This window comes from Rhizobium sp. KNZ14-9A (assembly GCF_056755015.1).
The window spans coordinates 1,363,054-1,380,206 of the sequence record NZ_JBPGXB010000002.1; the positions used below are offsets into that span (position 1 = coordinate 1,363,054).

Consider the following 17,153-nt stretch of genomic DNA (forward strand, 5'->3'; position numbering starts at 1 on the left):
GGTGGCGGGCGTCGCCACCTCATTCCTCTCTAGAGGCGACGCGGGTTACAGGCGGCTTGCGAAGTTTCTCAGGAGCGCCAGGCCTTCCGGCCAATCGCCGAGTTCGCTTTGGCCGTTGATGTGGCCAGCCGCACCGATCACCTTCAATTCGCTTCCCCATTGCCCAGCCCGTGTCTCGACATAGGGCAACGAACCATAGGGATCATCGGTGCTTGCCACGATGAGAGACGGAAATCGAAACCGTTTCCGGGGTACCTCTGCGAAGCTTACAGCCTCTGAGGGAAAAGCCGGAGACGCCGGATCCGGCACGGCGACCAGCATTGCCCCATTGATCGGCAGATCAGAAACCTGATGCCAATGTGCGACGAGCAGGCAGGCGAGGCTATGAGCCACGAGAACGGGTGGCGTCCGCGCGGCATGCACGGCCTGCTCCAGCGCCGCGATCCAGTCGGAAAGATCCGGCTCGTCCCAGTTCGCAGGGTCGAAACGACGGATGGAGGGATCGGCGCTCTCCCAACGGCTTTGCCAATGGAACTCGCCGGAATTGCCGATACCCGGCAGATGGATGATTTCGGTCATGTCTGGCCTCTCGTGATTATCGCGCCAACATGACCGTTTACTCAGAGTGGATAAATTGGCATTCATCGGAAAAACTCGTCGCAAACCGATGGATTCAAAGTCGATGGCGAAATTCGATAGTCGTGCCGAGCTCGATCCAACCGACATTGCCATGATCGAAACCCTGCAAGGCGACGGGCGCATCAGCGTTTCCGAACTTGGGAGAAGGGTCGGCCTCTCGCAGCCGGCAGCATCGGAACGCCTGAAGCGGCTTGAAGAACGCGGCATCATCAGCGGCTACAGGGCTGTCATCGACCCTGCTTCGGTCGGGCTTGGAATGATGGCGATCATCCGCCTGCGCACCACGCACGAATATATCAAGACTTGCTTGAAGCAATTTTCGGAAATGCCTGAAGTCATTGAGGTTCTCAGGCTGACGGGAGAAGACTGTTTTCACCTGAAAGTCATCGTGCCGTCGCCGGCGGAGCTGGAAAGCATCGTCGATGCCGTTGCCCGCTACGGCTCGGTCAACACCGCGATCGTTTTACGCAGCGAGCCCAGCAAACGGATCGGGCGCGAGCTCATGATGAAGGGCTGATTTCGCAGTAATCGCGATAGAGGTGCCGTAGCGAAAGCTGGGGCGATGGCGCGACGAGAGCTTCTTTGCCAAGCTCAAACAGCGGCGTCGTATCGCAACGCGATACGACGTACTCGCCGCCAACTTCCCCGGCTTCATCAAGCTCGCCAGCAGAATGATGTGGCTTACATGACGAATTCGTCACTGCAGTCTAGTTCGATCTCACCGTTTTGCTGGCGATCAGCATGACGAGCTCTTCGGAGGCATCCGCAAGCGCCAGTGCCAATTCCGCTGCTGACCATCCGTGTTTCTGCAGATTGGTGAGCATTCCCATCATTGCGATTTCGACGTCCCTTCTGCAGTTCGAAGTCTGTTTCAATTCGATGTGGTTCTGGTCTTCCGTCGTGATCATCTTAGCCTCCGTTTGCCCATAAGAGGGCAGTTCGCATCAGAATTCTCCAGGTTCGATAGAATGGGGTTGCGCGTCAGCATCAGGCTCATACGCATCGACTCAATGGCGCCTGAATTTGCGCGCAACCCCTCGCTTCGTCCCACTTGGCCTTGCTAACGATCGCCTCAATCCTCCCCCAGTTGAGTGATCAAGGAAGCCTCCGCAGCCGGTTATAAGTATTCTTTTTGGCGGCTGCAGGTTGTGTGACGAAGAGTCTCTGCAATGGGCCGAAGCTTATGCAGAAAACGCACGAATATTTCCCGGGTAGTTCACGACTACCTTCTCGTATTATCGTGTTTTTTCTTGAGTTCTTGCCGTTTCACCTGGAATTGCTCCGTCTCTATGGGGCGCTGGCAGGTGAAGTATTCTGGTCTATTCCGTTCTCATTCGGGAATTAACCGTGCTTATTTAAATACAGCCATGGGACGCAATTGTCGTTATCCGCGCGTCCTGAAAATTATCGTTGCGTACATTTCTGATCCAAAGGGATTATGATAAACAACTTATGGAGGTGGCTGCTTGCCGATTCCCGGCTAGGGCGGTTTCTGGCGGCGATTTTGCCGCAAAAACGATTGTTCACTCTCAATTTCAACGGCCCGGTCGGATCGATTGGCACGCTGGAGGGATTGGATGGCTACGGGTTCTGGATCTGGAGATGACCCCGCTGCGGGGCAGGCATGGCCGGCCCATCTGGAGCGGCGGCGCTGGCCGCGCGAACCGGCCATGGAGAAGGAGCGACTTCAGGATGTCGCGCCTGCGCTGGTGCCCCTGCGTTTCTCGACGAGGGATCTGCCGGCGAAAGACCAGTTCCAGGCCTGGCGTGCGCATATGGCGCCGCTCGTGGATGTCCATCTGCCGGATGGAAAATCACCCGACGACGGGTTTCTTGCCGAACAGATCGGCTGGCATCTCGGCAGCGTGCTCATCGTCCAGCAGCACACACAGGCGCATAGCTATATCCGCGATCAATCCATGCTCCGTTCGAGCCCGATAGACCATTGGAACGTCGGCCTGCTTCGCAGCGGCCGGATCTGGACCGAGGTCAGCCGTCACGTTACGGAAACCGGTGCCGGCGAGGTATTTTTCAGATCTCTCAGCTATCCCTATCGCGGGCGGATGACCGATTGCGTCGCCGTGCTCGTCTTCCTGCCCTATGAATTGCTGGCCGTGGATGCAAGCCTTCTCCAGGGTGCCAACAATACGCTTCTGTCCGGTAGCCTGGCTGAATTGCTCGTCAGCTATATCGCCGGTCTGGAAACGAAGCTGGGCAACCTGACGGCTGGGGAGGTGCCGCGGATCATACAAACAATCGCCGACATGGTCGTTGCAAGTGCTGCCTCATCCATAAGGTCGGATACGGGTCAAGTCCAAGGCAGTATGGGAATGATGGAGCGGGCGCATCGCTACATTCACCTCAACCTGCAATCAGACAATGTGACGCCCAACTCCATCTGCCGCGCCCTGGGCATCTCGCGCACGCGGCTCTACCAGCTGTTCGAAGCGAGCGGGGGAGTTCTGAATTATATCCGCAAGCGGCGGCTGCTGCAGGCCTATGCGGATCTCAGCAACCCGGCCGATAACAGGCCAATCTCCGAGATCGCGGAGGCCGCCGGTTTCGTCGTCGCTGCCAATTTTACGCGCGCTTTCAGCCACGAATTCGGATTGAGCCCGCGTGAAATCCGAAGAACCGTGGCAACCGAGCGCCCGGCTGTTCCGGCTGCGCGTTCCACACGGCATCACGGGACAACGATCGGCGATTGGCTGACGCTTGCAGGCTGATCCGATGTCATGGTGGAGGCCTTGGCTCAGCCAAGTCTGAGATCCACCTCCGGATGCAACTTCCCGGCGGGAGACCTCCAAGAACGCCAGCCTCGTCAACTAGCACCGGATTTATCCGCGCCGGGCCGGGATGTCGATGGTCACAAAGCTGCCGCTCAATCGTCAGCAAATTGCCTCGCCACCGCCGCACCGTGCCCTCTTAACGGTCCATCGTTGCGACCTCGCCGGCCTCAAGCGGCTGAGCGATCGACCGAGGCGGTCCTGCTGCCGATCAAATCATGCACGTGAAAAGGAATGACTATGATCACTCGTTACACACCCGTCGCAACGATGACCGCTGCGGTCTTCAGCCTGCTTGCTCTCAGCCCGGCATCCGCCGTGGATCTGGCCCAGGCGCAACAGCAGCCGCCGGCGCAGGGCCAGGCGCCGATGCAGGGGCAGACCGGAGACAATGGTGCAGCCGCCCCTGTCAGCGATCAGAAAATCGAGGCCTTTGCCGTTGCCTATCAGCAGGTCGACAAGGTCAGGCAGGAATATTCGGCCAAAATCGGCGCGACGAAGGACGAGGCTGCGAAGCAAAAGCTGCAGGATGAAGCCAAAAAGCAGATGGTCGACACCGTCGAAGCCTCTAACGGCATCTCTGTCGAGGAATACTCGTCGATTCTGACGGCAGCACAGAGCGACCCGGCTCTCGCCAAGAAGGTTCTGGAAAAGATCGGCACCCCGCCGCCGGCGCAGCAGCAGCAATAGGGTTGCGCGCTTCTGCATAATCCTTAAATCGGAGAGGATTACGTCGAGGAGTACACCTCGATCACTGGGGCAATCACTGGGGCAAGGTCAGCGCCATCCTGGCCTGGCTCCCCCCGATCGCCGTTGAGTATCGCTTTGCGCCTTTGGTACATCGCGTCAACAAAGGGAGGAGCTACATCCCTGCTTGGCGGCCTAAGAACATCGGTTACAGACTATCCAGGTAGTGATCGAGATGGTTCGACCACAATGCCGGCTTGTACATCAGGGCATGGCCGGCGGCCGCCGCAATGAACTTCCCCTGTCCGCCCGCCGAGCGGAACCTTTCGAAATTTCCCCGGCAGTGCTCAATCCGATAGTACTGGTCATGCGTGCCATGCAGCCAGAGCGTCGAAATCCCGGCCGATGCTCCGCGTTCGAAGATGGCCGGGTTGACGATTTCATGGTTGGCGCAACCTCGGCCGAGCCAGCCACCGTTGAAATTGACAGCGCCCCGGAAGATAGCCGGGCGCATGCCTGCATATGCGATCGACAGGATGCCGCCACGCGAGACGCCCGCGATGACAAGTCGACTCTGATCCACATCAGGCCGCTCGCGCAGATGGCGCACGACAGCATCCAAATCCTCAGCGGCCCGCTCGAAGCCCGCAACCGCAATCTCGACATTGCAGGAATAGCCGGAACCATCAGGAGCAAGTCCCTCGCCATAGTCTCCGCCTGATTTGCCTCTACCCCGGCGTTGCGGAAAGAGGATCATCCAGCCCCGTTCGACGAAATGGTTTGCCACGACAGCCGGAGACACCGTCCTTGAGTAGAGGGACTTATTGTGGCCCCGTCCGGTAGAACCATGGTTGAAGACGATGGTCGGATATGGTCCTTCGTGCCGGGGCCTGGCCGCAACAATTTCCAGTCGGGCATCTGGCTCGCCGGAGGGAATGAAATATTTCTCAAGCCTGGTGAGAGCTGTCGCCATCTGGATTCGCGCCCGATTTCCGCCGACGCAAACTCCCACAGGCCATTCGAAAACTGCAATGAATTTCGCAAGGCATGTGCCATGGCCGACGGGCGTGCATTGAACTAGTCTTCGGAATCGGAGAGTTCGAAACGGGAGAATTTTCGAATGGACGATGGCTGGAAGGTGGTTGAATCCAGGACGATCCTGCAGGATCGGTGGCTGAATTTGCGGGCCGACGATTGCCTGACTTCAGGTGGAGTGACGATCTCTCCCTATTACGTGCTGTCCTATCCCGACTGGATCAATATCGTTGCGATCACCCCGGACGATCGCCTCTTGCTTGTTCGCCAATATCGACATGCGGCCGGCAAGTTCTTCCTGGAAATACCGGGAGGCGGCCTCGACGAGCGGGACGCGGATAGCGAAAAGGCAGCCCGTCGCGAACTGGAAGAGGAAACCGGCTACATTGCCCAGAACTGGCAATTGATCAGCACGCTTTATCCGAACCCGGCCTCTCACACGAACCGTCTTCACACCTATCTCGCAACCGGCGCCGAGCAAAAATATCAGCAACGCCTCGATGCGGGCGAGGAGGGCCTGACCGTTCATGCCCTTCCCATTGCGGAGGTGCTGGATGGGCTGCAGGCCGGCTTGATCGGGCAGGCTCTTCACGTGTCGTCCATCCTCCTTGCGCTCCGGGCTGCCGGACGGTTAGAGTAACAGCCAGGGCGCGCCGGTGCGAGATGGCAAGGTCGGAGAAAGCGCCTTGCGATGGTCACTGATATCAGAAGCTCTGCAGACTGATCCCCTTCGCAACACTATCGATGTAATGATCGAGATGGTTCTTCCACAATGCCGGCTTGAACAGCAAGGCGTGGCCCGTGGCGGCGGCAACGAATTTCCCCTGCTTACGTTGTATGTCACGAGCGAGCAGATCAAAGCCGGTCGAAGCGGAAATTGCGGATGCGACCGCTGTTCATCAGCAGGCCGTTCACCCGGCCGTCTCCGTCGCGGGTGAAGGTGAACCGGTCGCCATCACCGAGAAAATGGTCCGGAGCGACGGCTGTCAGTGTGATTTCTCGGGACTTCACTGATTTGAATACCAGGCGCGCCTCCCTGACATTAACCTCATAGGGCATGTCGTTTTCGACCGGACGATAGGAGCCGGCCAAATCGGCAAGCTCTGTTGGCGAAGGCGTATATGCCGGCAATCGCCGGTATTGATATCCGCGCTTGCCGTCGAGATAGGACGTCAGCTCGGTCGCGGGCTCACCTTTCTGTTGCTCCAACTCGATCTCATAGTTCGGGAAATCGCTGAAGCGGAAACGACGATCATCGACTGCTTCAAGGGCATAGCTGCCATACTCGATGTCATAGCCTACCAGCAACTTCCCTTCATGCGGCGCGAGACGGGCAACGCGGCCGGCTAGTCGCGGCTCGGCGTAATAGCCGGTGAGCAGTTCCAATGCATCCGCGTCGGGCTGTGGGAACGCGCTCGGCGCAGGATCTGGTACCGGCTGCAACACATCCGCGAGGTAGATATCGGCGATCTGTCGAACGAGATTGCTGGGTACGATCGACCCGAAGTTGGCGAGGATCGCCACGGAGAAATGCTGCTCGGGAAAGCGAATGAGATCGGAGCGGAAGCCGGCATCGCCGCCGGTATGTTCGACGATCGTTATGCCGCGATAGCTACCGATGCCGAGGCCCGAGGCATAGCCGATTTCACTGCCATCGTTCAGCCGGCCGCGTTTGAGCATCTCTGCGATGACATCCGGACCTCCCACACGCGAATGGTAGAAATTTTCGTCCCAAAGCGCGAGATCTTCGACGGTGGTCAGCAGGCTGGTCGCGCCCACAGTGTTGAAATTGGTGTTCGAGATCTCCACCCCGAACTCCGTCTTCACATAACCGTCGGCGACATTCCTGACGACCTCGGCGTAGTTGTCGCGAAAGAACGTATTGCGCATGCCGAGGGGTTCGAAAATCCGGGCCGAGGTAAAGGCACGCAGGGACTGGCCGCTGACCGCCTTCACGACTTGTGCCAGCAAGGCATAACCCGTGTTACAATAGAGATGTTCGTCGCCGGGCTGGAAATTCAGATCTTGCTGGCGGGAGACGACGGCGAGGATGTCGTCGTCGGTGATCAAGTCCTTGGAGTAACGCCAGCCTGCGAGGGCCAGCAATTCCCAATGATCGCGGATACCGCTGGTATGGTGGAGCAGATGTCGCAGCGTGATCGGCGCGCCGAAATCAGGCAGGTCGGGCACGTATTTCCGCACGGCATCATCGAGCGACAATTTTCCTTCTGATGACAGCAGCAGGATTGCAAATGCCGTGAACTGTTTGGAGACGGATGCCGAATGGAAGACAGTGGACGGCCCGATCGCGATGCCATAGGCCAGATTGGCCATGCCGAAGCCGCGCTTATAGACAACATCGCCATCGCGTATGACCGCAACCGCGCAGCCGGGCGATTCTTGATTATTCCAGGCCTCGAATAGTTGATCGACGCGTTCGGCTTCCGTCATCCGTTTCTCCCAGATCATTTTCATATGGCAAGGAAGCGGAGAGCTGAATCTTTCGATCGTAAGTTTGTCGAAGCATCACTATCCATCTTCGCACTAAACGCAACTATGGAGGGTCAATTCGATCCTTGCAATGGACGATCGTACATAGCGATGTGATTGCGACACCGCTTACGCTTCTTCTCCGCAGGCCATGTGAGACGTCGATTTCATGAACCGGGTCTGCTATCGATCGGCAGTTGTTGAGTTCCCGCATGGTCCGTCTTCTCGTCACATATATGGAACAGCTTGCGCCCCCGCAGGGCGGTGCATTGTCGTCTCCGCTTGCGGCCGCTGGCATCGCGGAGGAGCGTCCTGATGCGGACGACTATCTCAGCCTCTATCAATCCATAGGGGTGCCCCTGCAATGGGACGAGCGTCTCCGGATGACAAGGGAAGGGCTTCTGGCGTTTCTGCGCAGCCGTTCCACAGCGCTCTACATTTTGCGGCACGACGGACAATCGGTCGGGCTCTGCGAATTCGTGGGCGTGGGCGAAAGGGATGTGGAGCTGAAGCATTTTGGCCTCGTTCCCGAGGTCCAGGGCCGTCGTCTCGGGCCCTATCTGTTGGATTGGTCCCTCAGGGCGATATGGGCTCATCGGCCTGATCGCGTGTGGCTCCACACCGACACCTGGGATCATCCTAAAGCCAAAGCCACCTACGAGCGCATCGGCTTCAAGGCCTATGCCGAAGTCTGGGAAGAGTTTCCGGGCTGATCCCGCCTCGCAAGCCAGCGCATGCACCGGCAACCGGGGCAGGGTGCGTGCTCCCTGAGAGAGCACGCAGCAGCATCAATCGTCAATCAGCGGAAACCGCCGGCGGCGACCAGTCGCTCGCCAGTCAGCCAACCGGCATCATCAGAAGCGAGGAAGGTCGCGACCGTGGCGATGTCGTTGGGCTGGCCGATGCGCCCGAGCGGGGTCTGTGCCACCGCGGTGTGCTCGAAATCCGAACCGATGACGCCTGCAGTGTGCGTGCCTTCGGTCTCGACGATGCCGGGAAGGATGGCGTTGACGCGGATCTTGCGCGGACCGAGCTCCTTGGCGAGCACGCCGGTGATGGCGTCCACGGCTCCCTTGGTGCCGGTATAGACGGCCGAGGCGGGGGGAGTGAGGCTCGTTACCACGGACGAGATGTTGATGACGCTGCCGCCCTCGCCAATGTGTTTGACAGCGGCCTGGGTGGTCAGCAGCAGGCCCAGAACGTTCACGTTGAACTGGCGGTGGTAGTGTTCCTCGGTGATCTCTTCGATCGCCCCGAATTCGTAGACGCCGGAATTATTGACCAGCACGTCCAGACGGCCGTATTCCCTGACTGCGGCGTCGATCAACCCTTGCGCCTGTGCCGCCTTGGAAACATCGCCCTGTACCGCGACGGCCTTGCCGCCGGCGGCAGTGATCGTCTCGACGACAGCGTCTGCACCCGCCTTGCTCGACGCGTAGTTCACCACCACCTTTGCACCTTCAGCGGCGAACGCCTTGGCAATCGCAGCGCCGATCCCCTTGGAGGCCCCTGTCACGACGGCGACTTTTCCAGCAAGCTTAGACATATCAATTCCTTTCGACCTGGATTGCCGCCGGGGTTGACGGCATTGTTCTATAGTTCAGAAATTCGGAACTGTTGATCTCGATTTCAAGTAGCCCTATATAAAATTCATGAGACCGCTTTTTCATCCAGCCGTCGAGGATTTGAAGCCGGAAGCGATCCTGTATGCGCTCTCCGATCCGGAGCGTGTGGCGATCTTCGCGCAAATCGCAGGCCTCGGCTCCAGCGGCACATGCACTGCGCTTTCCAATCTCGGGGGCCGAGTCATCCCCAAATCATCGCTGTCGCAGCATATGAAAGTGCTGCGCGAGGCCGGGCTTATCCGGGGCGAGCGTCAAGGAGTGGAGATGCGCAACCATTCGCGCTGCCAGGAGGTGGATAGCCGTTTCCCCGGTCTCATCGGGGCCATCCTGAGCGCCTACGGACGGCCACCGGCAGCAACGAACGCAGGCTGATCACCTGATGACATCGCGGTCTGGCCGCCGCCAGCGACTTTCAAGGGAAGCCAGACGGGCTATTTTTTCTGATTGCCCGCAAAAGCGGCCGTCAAGCCAAGGCCGATGTAGACGAAGCCACTAACCCAGCGTTCAGCCTTGAGATAGACGGGACTGCGCTTTAGCCAGGTGCCGGCGGTGCCGGCAGCAAGGGCATAGGAGCTATCCGTCAGAACGCCGATCGCCGTGTAGAGAATCCCGAGAAAAGCGACCTGCATTGCCACATGGCCACGGTCGATCTCAACGAACTGCGGCAGGAAAGCCAGAAAGAACAGCGCTGTCTTCGGATTGAGGAGGTTGACTATAAAGCCCTCACGAAAGATGCGCATACGGCTGCGCGTCGGTAAACCTCCCTCGACGTCGGGAATGCCCGACGGGCCGAAGAGCTTCTTGAGGCCAAGCCAAATCAGGTAGGCCGCGCCGGCATATTTCACGACGCTGAAGGCGAGCGCAGACGATGCCAGGAGAGCCGACAACCCCACAGCGGCGGCGACGACATGAACAAGTGTGGCCGTGTGGATGCCAAGGATGGAAACGAGGCCGGCAGAACGGCCCTGCTCGACCGAGCGCGCGAAGATGTAAAGGACGGCGGGTCCAGGTACGAGAAGCAGCACGAGCGTGGCGCTGACGAACAGGCTGAGATTGGTTGCGCTGGGAATTGCCAAATCCATGATTGTCTTGCTCCGTTTCCTATGACAGTAACGATAGCATTGGGCTGCGTGCAAGGCGAGGTATGCGTATCCGACAGCGCGCCGCGCTGTGGTTCAGCTCGCCTCAATGCGGCTTTGGCTCCGCGCTTATGAGTTTGCGGCCCAGCCGACGAGGTCAATCAAACTGTTCGAGATCAATTCCCGTACAACATGAAGATCGGCCACTATGCATTCGCACAGGCCGGAAATATCTCGATCAGGCTGAACGAGGTCCGGCACCATGATGGTCATGGCTCCCGCACTCGACGCGGAAAGAACCCCGTTGCGGGAGTCCTCAAGTGCTACGCAATCACCAATGGGCAAGCCTAGCCGCTCAGCGGCCAGCAGATAAGGGGCGGGGTGTGGTTTTCCCGCGATGTAGTCGCCATACGCAACAATGGTTTTGAAGCGACCTTGCAGGCCGGCTGCGGAGAGGTGCGCCTCTACAAGAGCCCGATTTGAAGAGGTGACAATCGCTGAAGGTATCTGTTCGGCTTCGAGGAGAGAGAGAATTTCCGGCAAGCCTGGCTTTGTTCGCAAATCCGTTTGAGCCATCTCTTCAAACAGCTCCGAAGCATGCCTCCAAAAATCCTCTAAAGGAGCGTCCTTTCCGAATTGCGCCAGCAAAAGTTCGCGAACAGCGGGAGCGGGTAAACCAATTGTTTCAAGATAGACGGATTGAGGCAATTGAAAGCCGGCGTGTCGAGCAGCCGCTATCGTCGCATCGCGATACAGAGTTTCGGTGTCAAAAATCACCCCGTCCATGTCGAACAAGACGGCTTGGGGGATACGGGGCAGGCGCATCATCTATGAACCTGACAAGAGCGAGGTTTCCTTGGTCGCATCCGTATTGCCACGACGGCCATGAAAACACAAAAGCGCTGTCAGCCTCGGGCCGGAATTGCCCACTAACTGGCCATGGACTGGTTCAGCCAGTCTTCGAACCTTATAGGACCGACATGGGCGAGGTGAAGCGGCAGCAATGTGTCGTCGTTCAGTTCGACGCCATAGTAGCGCGCGGTCTCGTCGGTGATTACCGGGCGCATGTCTTCGTTGGCTGCGACAAGCATGCGGGCGATCTCATCGAGGGCGAACTGCTCCGGTCCCGCTATTTCCACCGTATCGTTCACCGGAGGTTCCAACGCCAACCGGGTGAGCACCTCCGCGACGTCATCGGCAGCTATCGGCCGCACGGAGGCGGAAGGAAGCCGGATACCGTCATCACCTGCCGCCATGTCGATCACGCCGCTGATGAACTGTGTCGAGTGGACAAGCGTATAGGGGCGCCGGGCCGCCTTGATCAGGTTCTCCTGCACCATCTTTGCGCGGAAGTAGTCGCTCTCGACAAGGCGAGGGGTCCCGACGATCGACAGGGCGAGATAGTGGCCGACCCCTGAATCTGCGGAGGCGGCCAGCAGATTTCGCGTGGATGTCCTGAAGAACTCCAACGCGGAATTGTCTCCGAAGGATGCAGCGTTCGTGACGTCGATGACGGCGTTCGCGCCCGTGAGCGAGGTCCTGAGGCCTTCCCTTGTCACGCTGTTCACTCCGAAAGTGGGGGATGCCAGGACGACTTCGGCCCCCGCCTGCCTGAGGCTTTCAACGAGGCGCGTTCCGATGCGCCCGCTCGCTCCCATGACCGTTACTTTCATCGATCCCCTCCGTGTTTTCGCCCCTAACCTCGATCGCAACGATCAAAAGCTCGGACAATGCCGGCACTGGTTCGGCCGGCACCGCAAAAATTCGGCGCTTAGAGCGCCTGATGTCATTTTACCGGCATCACCACCGGAGCGCCCTTTTTCTTGACCAGCACGACGATGAATTTCGCCGGTTTCGTCTTGCTCGCGTTGCGGCTGATCAGGTGGATGTCGGAAGGGCTTTCGTAGAACGTATCCCCTGGAGACAAGGTAACCTCTTTTTCTCCCTTGACCTGCATCACGATCGAACCTTCCAGCACGTAGACGAAGGCGTCTGCCTCATGCTTGTGAATCGGCGAGGAGCCTCCCGGCCCGTAATCTACCGAAATCATGAGACCCTCCTTGCCCGGATAGTGCGGAAGATCCTTGCTCATGAGCGATTTTACCTTCGCTGTGTCCTCGGCGGCGATAGCCAAGGTGCCGGAGAGGCAGATGCTGGCTGCCACCAGCGATGCGGATAGGGCGGAATTCATCGTCGTAACCCTCTTCGTTGCCGTGCAAAAATGCGTGTCGGGAGCTTCGAGCTACCTGGACTGCTGGGACTGGCGAAACCAGTCTGCAAAGCCGATCTTGCCGAGCCGCGCGCCCTCGTCGGGCACGAGCGAGCGATCGTCCAGTTCCGACCCGAAATAGCGCGCGTGAACATCCGCCTCGACTGTCCGCGGATCATGGATCGCCTTCAGATAACGGCCGATGATCTCGTTCATGCGGAAGCGCTCCGGACCTGCAATTTCGATCATCCCGTTGACCGGCCGTGCAAGGGCAACATCCGCCACGATGTCGGCAACGTCGTCCGAGGCTATGGGTTGGAAGGCTGCAGGCGAGAGCCTGGCCACAGTGCCGACGGTCGCCTCATCGGCGATGCCCTTCAGGAATTCCATGAACTGGGTGGAATGAATGATCGTGTACGGGATCGGCGATCCCTTGATGAGCCTCTCCTGGGCCAGCTTGGCCCGGAAATAGCCGTTCTCCGGCAGCCGTTCCGATCCGACGATAGACAGGGCGATATGGTGCTTCACGCCGGCGTCGCGTTCTGCGGCGAGCAGATTGCGGCCCGATGTCTCGAAGAAGTCCAGGACTGCCTGGTCTTCCCAGGACGGCGCGTTTGCGAGATCGACGACCACGTCGGCGCCGGCGAGCGCGCTCGCCAGTCCTTCCCCGGTGATGGTGTTGACCCCGGTTTTCGGGGATGCGGCCAGCACCTCGTGGCCCTTGTCGCGCAGACGCGCTGCGGTCTTCGATCCGATGAGGCCGGTGCCTCCGATAAGTACGATTTTCATAACGGGTTCTCCTCCCGCGACCCTCTTGGGCCGGAGTTCCAGGTTACGATCGCGAAAGCCGACACAGCCGCGAGAAATTCCATGCTTGGATTAAGTGAAACACATCGACTGTCGTCGCCACGGTCGGCTTCGGCCGAGGGGCGATCTCGCATCGCGGGGGATATTGTTCCCATATGAGATCAGGGGCAACCATAATTGGCGAAACGCGGAGGCGCTCGATCAGGCAAGATCGCTAACGCAGCGCCCGGTCCCTTGCGTGTCGCTCGTCTCTGCGCTATATACTGAACCATATGGTTCAGTATTCGAAAGCCCGCCTCGATGCCTCGTTTGCCGCGCTCTCGGACGCCACCCGACGCGGCATTCTGGAGCAGCTTGGACGTGCAGACGCGTCGATCACGGACCTTGCCGATAAGTTCCACATGACGCTGACGGGCATGAAGAAGCATGTCGGCGTGTTGGAGCAGGCGGGGTTTGTCATCACGGAGAAGGTCGGGCGCGTGCGCACCTGCAAGCTCGGCTTGCGCCGGCTGGAGGAAGAGGCGGCATGGATCGAGAGCTATCGCCAGCTCTGGGACGCGCGCTTCGACGAATTGGACAAGGTTATCGAGGAACTGAAACGGAAGGAGAAGGACGATGGAGAGTAAGCCTACCCCCATGAAGAACCCCACGACGGTGGAACGGACGTCCGAGCGTGAGCTCGTCGTTGTCAGAACCTTCAACGGCCCGGCACATATCGTGTTTGCGGCGTGGACCAAGCCCGAGCTGTTCATGCGGTGGTGGGCGCCGAAGTCGATGGGCGTGCCCATGCTTTCCTGCGATATGGATGTCCGCGTCGGAGGTGGCTACCGCGTTGCGTTTGGCCACGATGCCTCGAGCGCCATGGAATTCTTCGGCAAGTATCTCGAAGTGATACCGAACGCGCGCCTGGTCTGGACGAATGAGGAAAGTGATGACGCTGCCATCACCACGGTGACTTTCGAGGAAAAAGGCGGCAAGACGCTGCTGGTGCTGCACGAACTCTATCCCTCGAAGGAAGCGTTCGACGCCAATTCCGGGGCGGAGGGCGGGATGCCCGAGCAGTTCGAGCAACTGGACGAGCTTCTCGTTGCCCTCGGCGCGGGAGGGGCATGACGTCGCCGATCTCGCGGGTGGCGCGGCGAAGACTGAGACAGTGCAGTCCAGCCTGAAGACCACGCCCTATAAATTTCAGGGCCGCCGCTGCGCAGCTACTTTTTCGGCGGCTCGAACAATTCGACGGCATTGCCCGCGGGGTCTTCGACGAGGACCTGCTTGCCGCCAAACCCGGTGACGATATCGTTGCGAAATCTGGCGCCTGATGTCTTCAGGCGTTGGACCTCGTCTTCAATATTTTCGACCTCTATCTGGATGCGGTTCCATCCGCCGGGCTCAGGCCGGCGTCCATCCGGCATGGGCTGGGACGCGCCGCCTGGCCCCGTCGTCCCGTTCACGAGCAGGCGAAGATCGCCCCTGGTGAGCATGGCGAAGCTCGGAGCCGGATGCATGGTGAGCGCGAAGCCGAGCGACTGCGTATAGAATGCAATCGCTGCATCGACGTCGTCGACGATATAACGAACGCTGACGGTAGCCATATCAATTCCTCCTTCGGACAAAGTAGGGTGGTGGCAGCGGCAGCAAAGAGTTCGGCAGGAGTTTGGCTTGCAACCGCCAAGCGGATCGTCGGTTCATCGAAACATCGACCCATGGGAGAATATCTCTCGTCAGTGCAGTCAATCATGATCCGCGCCGCCATACTCAAAAGATACAGACGCGCTTCACGACATCATGGACCATTTGCGGGGAGACATCGAGAAGGTCGATGAGCCGCAACTGAAGGCCATGCTCGACGCTTGCCTTGAAATTTGCAGCCTCAAGCCTGCAGCGCGCGCGAACACGCGCTGCGGAATTTTCGTTACTCGAAACGGAAGTCGGACAGGTCGACGGAGACGATCAACGGTTCGGTCAGCGCGATGCCGTCGCTTCCACGCGGAAAGATGCGCATCTTCCCGGGCAGGAGAATTCCTTCGACAGACACGTAATCGCTCAGGTACCGGGCCGCTGCATTCCTGCCCTGGATGTCCACTTCGTAGTCATGCCGGACCAGAATCCCGGCGTCGTCGAAATAGAAGATCTGCTCGGCGCTGTGTGTCGCGATCTCGTCCGGAAAGGTGACATGCAGCCGCCGCCAGGTCTTTCCGTTCTCATGCCACGGCTCGATCTCCCTCGATGTAACCCCTGAGCGCTTCAGGATGAAGGGCGACGTCAGGTAGGTCCACATCGTGTAGCCAGCAAAATAGGCCACCTGGGGATCGCTCCACGGCGTCTCCATCAGATAGCCTTCAAAAGACTGCCGTGGGTTGATCAGTTCTTCGACGACGGTTCCATCAGCCGTTTCAATCGCCACACGATCAGGCGTGAATGCAGACCGGTGCTGCGTGGGGGCGAAAGCCAGTGCGAGACCCGCTCGCGCTTGAGGTCCACCTTGACGTTGCAGTTCTCCAGGACCGTCGGCTTCCCCTTCAGGCCCCATAGCACGCCGCCCTGATACAGCCTGGCCGTCAGGGAGGAGAACTGGTTGAAACGGTTCAGGCCGCCATGCGCTTCGATCGCCAGATTGACGAGATCGGTCATTATGTACTCCAGTCACTTGCTGAGATTGAAGGCGGCGAGCGCCGCCTCGGCGATTGCGATGTCCTGTTCGACCGAGCCGCCGCTCACGCCGATGGCGCCGATGACATTGCCGTCAAGTTCGACAGGAAACCCGCCGCCGAGGATCACGTATCGTCCGCCTCCCACGTTGCTTACCGAAAACAGCGGCTGGCCGGGCTGGATCAGCGGAACGAAGGCGGAGGAGGGCGCGTGGAAGGATCGGGCGGTCGTGGCCTTTCCGAGGGCGAGGTCGAACCCGCCAGGCCATGCGCCGTCCATCCTGATCATGGCGAGGAGATCGCCCCCGCCGTCGAGGATGGCGATGGTCGCCCTGACGCCGGTCTCCCCGGCACGCGTTTCCGCGGCCGCGATCATCCTGCGTGCGGCCGCCAGATCGAGTTCTTGGATGTCGCATAACGTGTCAGGCCAGACTTATATCAGAGAGGTCGATGGAGACGACCAGCGGTTCGGACAGGCTGGAACCATCCGGCAGGCGTGGATAGATCCGGCGCTCGGTCGGGAACATCAGGCCCTGAACGTCGACGTAACCGCCGATATAGTGGGCGCCCGGCGTGTTGCCGGCGATCTCGACGTCGTAGTCATGGCGCTTGAGAAGCCCGGCCTCGTCGACATAGAGGGTCTGCACCGTGCTATGGGTCGCGATGCTCTTGGGGAAGGTCACCCTGAGACGCCGCCACGTTTCGCCATTCTCATGCCAGTCCGCAATCTTTTCGCTTTCAATGCCCGGTTGAGCAAGAAGGAAAGGCATGTTGAGGTAGGTCCACATGGCAATGCCGGCAAAATAGGCGAGCTGAAGCTCCGTCCACGGCGTTTCGAGTGCATGGCCCGCAAAGGAGCTGCGCGGGTCGGAAAGCGTGTCGAGATCGCTGCCGGCGGAATCCCTGAGAACGACCCTGCCGGGCTCGAAGCGGCTGACCTTGCCCTCGGGGCCAAACGGCGCGTGCGATGCCCATTCTTCCCGCAGACCGACCGTGACATCAGTCTCGTCGAGCTTCCCAGGATGACCCTTCAACCCCCAGAGTGCGCCGCCCTGCCTGAGGTGGGCCGTGAGCGAAGAGAACCTGTTCCAGGTCTCGAGACCGCCGTGAGCGTCGATGATCTTCTGCGCCAATGCATTCATTTTGGT

General features: G+C 59.3%; 23 protein-coding genes and 1 pseudogene. 9 read left to right on the forward strand and 15 right to left on the reverse strand.

Translation table 11 applies throughout. From position 1 onward, the window contains the following. Positions 1–45: 45 nt before the first annotated feature. Positions 46–579 (reverse strand): RBBP9/YdeN family alpha/beta hydrolase, encoded by a 534-nt coding sequence (locus ACR9ZQ_RS13130; RefSeq protein ID WP_481428002.1) that lies wholly within the window; start codon positions 577–579, stop codon positions 46–48. 103 nt (positions 580–682) lie between these two features. Between ACR9ZQ_RS13130 and ACR9ZQ_RS13135 the strand changes: the two genes are divergently transcribed. Together ACR9ZQ_RS13135 and ACR9ZQ_RS13140 are read left to right on the forward strand one after the other, a co-directional pair. Beyond that, a complete protein-coding gene (locus tag ACR9ZQ_RS13135) occupies positions 683–1,156 on the forward strand; it encodes an Lrp/AsnC family transcriptional regulator (RefSeq protein ID WP_310388541.1) in 474 nt (157 codons plus the stop codon). 43 nt (positions 1,157–1,199) lie between these two features. Further along, positions 1,200–1,328 (forward strand): annotated as a pseudogene (locus ACR9ZQ_RS13140) (IS5/IS1182 family transposase); the annotation flags it as partial. Between the two features lie 18 nt (positions 1,329–1,346). Here the strand turns inward: ACR9ZQ_RS13140 and ACR9ZQ_RS13145 are convergent. Continuing rightward, a complete protein-coding gene (locus tag ACR9ZQ_RS13145; RefSeq protein ID WP_113323520.1) occupies positions 1,347–1,547 on the reverse strand; it encodes a hypothetical protein in 201 nt (66 codons plus the stop codon). A gap of 669 nt (positions 1,548–2,216) precedes the next feature. Between ACR9ZQ_RS13145 and ACR9ZQ_RS13150 the strand changes: the two genes are divergently transcribed. Beyond that, positions 2,217–3,365: a helix-turn-helix domain-containing protein gene (locus ACR9ZQ_RS13150; RefSeq protein ID WP_481428003.1), complete on the forward strand. Its 1,149-nt coding sequence runs from the start codon at positions 2,217–2,219 to the stop codon at positions 3,363–3,365. A 300-nt stretch (positions 3,366–3,665) separates the two neighbouring features. Beyond that, on the forward strand, positions 3,666–4,115 hold the full coding sequence (locus ACR9ZQ_RS13155; protein ID WP_113323522.1) for a DUF4168 domain-containing protein: 450 nt from the start codon (positions 3,666–3,668) through the stop codon (positions 4,113–4,115). Between the two features lie 205 nt (positions 4,116–4,320). On the opposite strand, the gene ACR9ZQ_RS13160 is transcribed toward ACR9ZQ_RS13155, so the two are convergent. Continuing rightward, positions 4,321–5,085, reverse strand: coding sequence for an alpha/beta hydrolase family protein (locus ACR9ZQ_RS13160; protein ID WP_481428004.1), 765 nt, complete (start codon positions 5,083–5,085; stop codon positions 4,321–4,323). Positions 5,086–5,232: 147 nt separating this feature from the next. On the opposite strand from ACR9ZQ_RS13160, the gene ACR9ZQ_RS13165 reads away from it, so the two are divergent. After that, positions 5,233–5,787 (forward strand): NUDIX hydrolase, encoded by a 555-nt coding sequence (locus ACR9ZQ_RS13165; RefSeq protein WP_481428005.1) that lies wholly within the window; start codon positions 5,233–5,235, stop codon positions 5,785–5,787. A gap of 215 nt (positions 5,788–6,002) precedes the next feature. On the opposite strand, the gene ACR9ZQ_RS13170 is transcribed toward ACR9ZQ_RS13165, so the two are convergent. After that, on the reverse strand, positions 6,003–7,598 hold the full coding sequence (locus tag ACR9ZQ_RS13170; protein WP_481428006.1) for a serine hydrolase domain-containing protein: 1,596 nt from the start codon (positions 7,596–7,598) through the stop codon (positions 6,003–6,005). 251 nt (positions 7,599–7,849) lie between these two features. On the opposite strand from ACR9ZQ_RS13170, the gene ACR9ZQ_RS13175 reads away from it, so the two are divergent. After that, positions 7,850–8,350 carry a GNAT family N-acetyltransferase gene (locus ACR9ZQ_RS13175; RefSeq protein ID WP_113323526.1) on the forward strand — a complete coding sequence of 167 codons (501 nt, stop codon included), beginning with the start codon at positions 7,850–7,852 and terminating at the stop codon, positions 8,348–8,350. 86 nt (positions 8,351–8,436) lie between these two features. Here ACR9ZQ_RS13175 and ACR9ZQ_RS13180 read toward each other — a convergent pair whose 3' ends face one another. After that, complete coding sequence (locus tag ACR9ZQ_RS13180; RefSeq protein ID WP_113323527.1) at positions 8,437–9,183, reverse strand: glucose 1-dehydrogenase; 747 nt, start codon at positions 9,181–9,183, stop codon at positions 8,437–8,439. A 106-nt stretch (positions 9,184–9,289) separates the two neighbouring features. Here ACR9ZQ_RS13180 and ACR9ZQ_RS13185 point away from each other — a divergent pair, with 106 nt between their 5' ends. Continuing rightward, entirely contained in the window at positions 9,290–9,634 is a 345-nt protein-coding gene (locus ACR9ZQ_RS13185; protein WP_310388527.1) for an ArsR/SmtB family transcription factor, read from the forward strand. Positions 9,635–9,693: 59 nt separating this feature from the next. On the opposite strand, the gene ACR9ZQ_RS13190 is transcribed toward ACR9ZQ_RS13185, so the two are convergent. From ACR9ZQ_RS13190 to ACR9ZQ_RS13210, 5 genes are all read right to left on the reverse strand, one after another. Next, positions 9,694–10,344 carry a LysE family translocator gene (locus ACR9ZQ_RS13190; protein ID WP_113323529.1) on the reverse strand — a complete coding sequence of 217 codons (651 nt, stop codon included), beginning with the start codon at positions 10,342–10,344 and terminating at the stop codon, positions 9,694–9,696. 126 nt (positions 10,345–10,470) lie between these two features. Next, on the reverse strand, positions 10,471–11,169 hold the full coding sequence (locus tag ACR9ZQ_RS13195; protein WP_481428007.1) for an HAD family hydrolase: 699 nt from the start codon (positions 11,167–11,169) through the stop codon (positions 10,471–10,473). Positions 11,170–11,270: 101 nt separating this feature from the next. Continuing rightward, positions 11,271–12,014, reverse strand: a complete 744-nt coding sequence (locus tag ACR9ZQ_RS13200) for an SDR family oxidoreductase (protein WP_481428008.1) — start codon at positions 12,012–12,014, stop codon at positions 11,271–11,273. A gap of 113 nt (positions 12,015–12,127) precedes the next feature. Further along, on the reverse strand, positions 12,128–12,532 hold the full coding sequence (locus ACR9ZQ_RS13205) for a cupin domain-containing protein (RefSeq protein ID WP_442205572.1): 405 nt from the start codon (positions 12,530–12,532) through the stop codon (positions 12,128–12,130). Positions 12,533–12,583: 51 nt separating this feature from the next. Then, positions 12,584–13,339 (reverse strand): SDR family oxidoreductase, encoded by a 756-nt coding sequence (locus ACR9ZQ_RS13210; RefSeq protein WP_481428009.1) that lies wholly within the window; start codon positions 13,337–13,339, stop codon positions 12,584–12,586. Between the two features lie 290 nt (positions 13,340–13,629). On the opposite strand from ACR9ZQ_RS13210, the gene ACR9ZQ_RS13215 reads away from it, so the two are divergent. Continuing rightward, entirely contained in the window at positions 13,630–13,983 is a 354-nt protein-coding gene (locus ACR9ZQ_RS13215) for an ArsR/SmtB family transcription factor (protein WP_481428010.1), read from the forward strand. Beyond that, complete coding sequence (locus ACR9ZQ_RS13220; protein WP_310388513.1) at positions 13,973–14,470, forward strand: SRPBCC family protein; 498 nt, start codon at positions 13,973–13,975, stop codon at positions 14,468–14,470. The genes ACR9ZQ_RS13215 and ACR9ZQ_RS13220 overlap by 11 nt, the downstream gene beginning before the upstream one ends. Before the next feature lie 95 nt (positions 14,471–14,565). On the opposite strand, the gene ACR9ZQ_RS13225 is transcribed toward ACR9ZQ_RS13220, so the two are convergent. The 5 genes from ACR9ZQ_RS13225 to ACR9ZQ_RS13245 all read right to left on the reverse strand — a co-directional run bounded on the left by ACR9ZQ_RS13225 (position 14,566) and on the right by ACR9ZQ_RS13245 (position 17,147). Continuing rightward, positions 14,566–14,949: a VOC family protein gene (locus ACR9ZQ_RS13225; protein ID WP_481428011.1), complete on the reverse strand. Its 384-nt coding sequence runs from the start codon at positions 14,947–14,949 to the stop codon at positions 14,566–14,568. Positions 14,950–15,269: 320 nt separating this feature from the next. Further along, complete coding sequence (locus tag ACR9ZQ_RS13230; protein ID WP_481428012.1) at positions 15,270–15,686, reverse strand: hypothetical protein; 417 nt, start codon at positions 15,684–15,686, stop codon at positions 15,270–15,272. Positions 15,687–15,718: 32 nt separating this feature from the next. Next, positions 15,719–15,988, reverse strand: coding sequence for a hypothetical protein (locus ACR9ZQ_RS13235; RefSeq protein WP_481428013.1), 270 nt, complete (start codon positions 15,986–15,988; stop codon positions 15,719–15,721). 12 nt (positions 15,989–16,000) lie between these two features. Continuing rightward, positions 16,001–16,381 (reverse strand): GlcG/HbpS family heme-binding protein, encoded by a 381-nt coding sequence (locus ACR9ZQ_RS13240; protein WP_481428014.1) that lies wholly within the window; start codon positions 16,379–16,381, stop codon positions 16,001–16,003. A gap of 46 nt (positions 16,382–16,427) precedes the next feature. Next, positions 16,428–17,147, reverse strand: a complete 720-nt coding sequence (locus ACR9ZQ_RS13245) for a hypothetical protein (RefSeq protein WP_481428015.1) — start codon at positions 17,145–17,147, stop codon at positions 16,428–16,430. Between the last annotated feature and the right edge of the window lie 6 nt (positions 17,148–17,153).

What these genes read in the sequence shown, in the direction of transcription:
- ACR9ZQ_RS13130 (WP_481428002.1), bottom strand. Translation starts at nt 579, where the DNA reads ATGACCGAAATCATCCATCTGCCGGGTATCGGCAATTCCGGCGAGTTC.
- ACR9ZQ_RS13135 (WP_310388541.1), top strand. Translation starts at nt 683, where the DNA reads ATGGCGAAATTCGATAGTCGTGCCGAGCTCGATCCAACCGACATTGCC.
- ACR9ZQ_RS13145 (WP_113323520.1), bottom strand. Translation starts at nt 1,547, where the DNA reads ATGATCACGACGGAAGACCAGAACCACATCGAATTGAAACAGACTTCG.
- ACR9ZQ_RS13150 (WP_481428003.1), top strand. Translation starts at nt 2,217, where the DNA reads ATGGCTACGGGTTCTGGATCTGGAGATGACCCCGCTGCGGGGCAGGCA.
- ACR9ZQ_RS13155 (WP_113323522.1), top strand. Translation starts at nt 3,666, where the DNA reads ATGATCACTCGTTACACACCCGTCGCAACGATGACCGCTGCGGTCTTC.
- ACR9ZQ_RS13160 (WP_481428004.1), bottom strand. Translation starts at nt 5,085, where the DNA reads ATGGCGACAGCTCTCACCAGGCTTGAGAAATATTTCATTCCCTCCGGC.
- ACR9ZQ_RS13165 (WP_481428005.1), top strand. Translation starts at nt 5,233, where the DNA reads ATGGACGATGGCTGGAAGGTGGTTGAATCCAGGACGATCCTGCAGGAT.
- ACR9ZQ_RS13170 (WP_481428006.1), bottom strand. Translation starts at nt 7,598, where the DNA reads ATGACGGAAGCCGAACGCGTCGATCAACTATTCGAGGCCTGGAATAAT.
- ACR9ZQ_RS13175 (WP_113323526.1), top strand. Translation starts at nt 7,850, where the DNA reads ATGGTCCGTCTTCTCGTCACATATATGGAACAGCTTGCGCCCCCGCAG.
- ACR9ZQ_RS13180 (WP_113323527.1), bottom strand. Translation starts at nt 9,183, where the DNA reads ATGTCTAAGCTTGCTGGAAAAGTCGCCGTCGTGACAGGGGCCTCCAAG.
- ACR9ZQ_RS13185 (WP_310388527.1), top strand. Translation starts at nt 9,290, where the DNA reads ATGAGACCGCTTTTTCATCCAGCCGTCGAGGATTTGAAGCCGGAAGCG.
- ACR9ZQ_RS13190 (WP_113323529.1), bottom strand. Translation starts at nt 10,344, where the DNA reads ATGGATTTGGCAATTCCCAGCGCAACCAATCTCAGCCTGTTCGTCAGC.
- ACR9ZQ_RS13195 (WP_481428007.1), bottom strand. Translation starts at nt 11,169, where the DNA reads ATGATGCGCCTGCCCCGTATCCCCCAAGCCGTCTTGTTCGACATGGAC.
- ACR9ZQ_RS13200 (WP_481428008.1), bottom strand. Translation starts at nt 12,014, where the DNA reads ATGAAAGTAACGGTCATGGGAGCGAGCGGGCGCATCGGAACGCGCCTC.
- ACR9ZQ_RS13205 (WP_442205572.1), bottom strand. Translation starts at nt 12,532, where the DNA reads ATGAATTCCGCCCTATCCGCATCGCTGGTGGCAGCCAGCATCTGCCTC.
- ACR9ZQ_RS13210 (WP_481428009.1), bottom strand. Translation starts at nt 13,339, where the DNA reads ATGAAAATCGTACTTATCGGAGGCACCGGCCTCATCGGATCGAAGACC.
- ACR9ZQ_RS13215 (WP_481428010.1), top strand. Translation starts at nt 13,630, where the DNA reads ATGGTTCAGTATTCGAAAGCCCGCCTCGATGCCTCGTTTGCCGCGCTC.
- ACR9ZQ_RS13220 (WP_310388513.1), top strand. Translation starts at nt 13,973, where the DNA reads ATGGAGAGTAAGCCTACCCCCATGAAGAACCCCACGACGGTGGAACGG.
- ACR9ZQ_RS13225 (WP_481428011.1), bottom strand. Translation starts at nt 14,949, where the DNA reads ATGGCTACCGTCAGCGTTCGTTATATCGTCGACGACGTCGATGCAGCG.
- ACR9ZQ_RS13230 (WP_481428012.1), bottom strand. Translation starts at nt 15,686, where the DNA reads ATGGAGACGCCGTGGAGCGATCCCCAGGTGGCCTATTTTGCTGGCTAC.
- ACR9ZQ_RS13235 (WP_481428013.1), bottom strand. Translation starts at nt 15,988, where the DNA reads ATGACCGATCTCGTCAATCTGGCGATCGAAGCGCATGGCGGCCTGAAC.
- ACR9ZQ_RS13240 (WP_481428014.1), bottom strand. Translation starts at nt 16,381, where the DNA reads ATGATCGCGGCCGCGGAAACGCGTGCCGGGGAGACCGGCGTCAGGGCG.
- ACR9ZQ_RS13245 (WP_481428015.1), bottom strand. Translation starts at nt 17,147, where the DNA reads ATGAATGCATTGGCGCAGAAGATCATCGACGCTCACGGCGGTCTCGAG.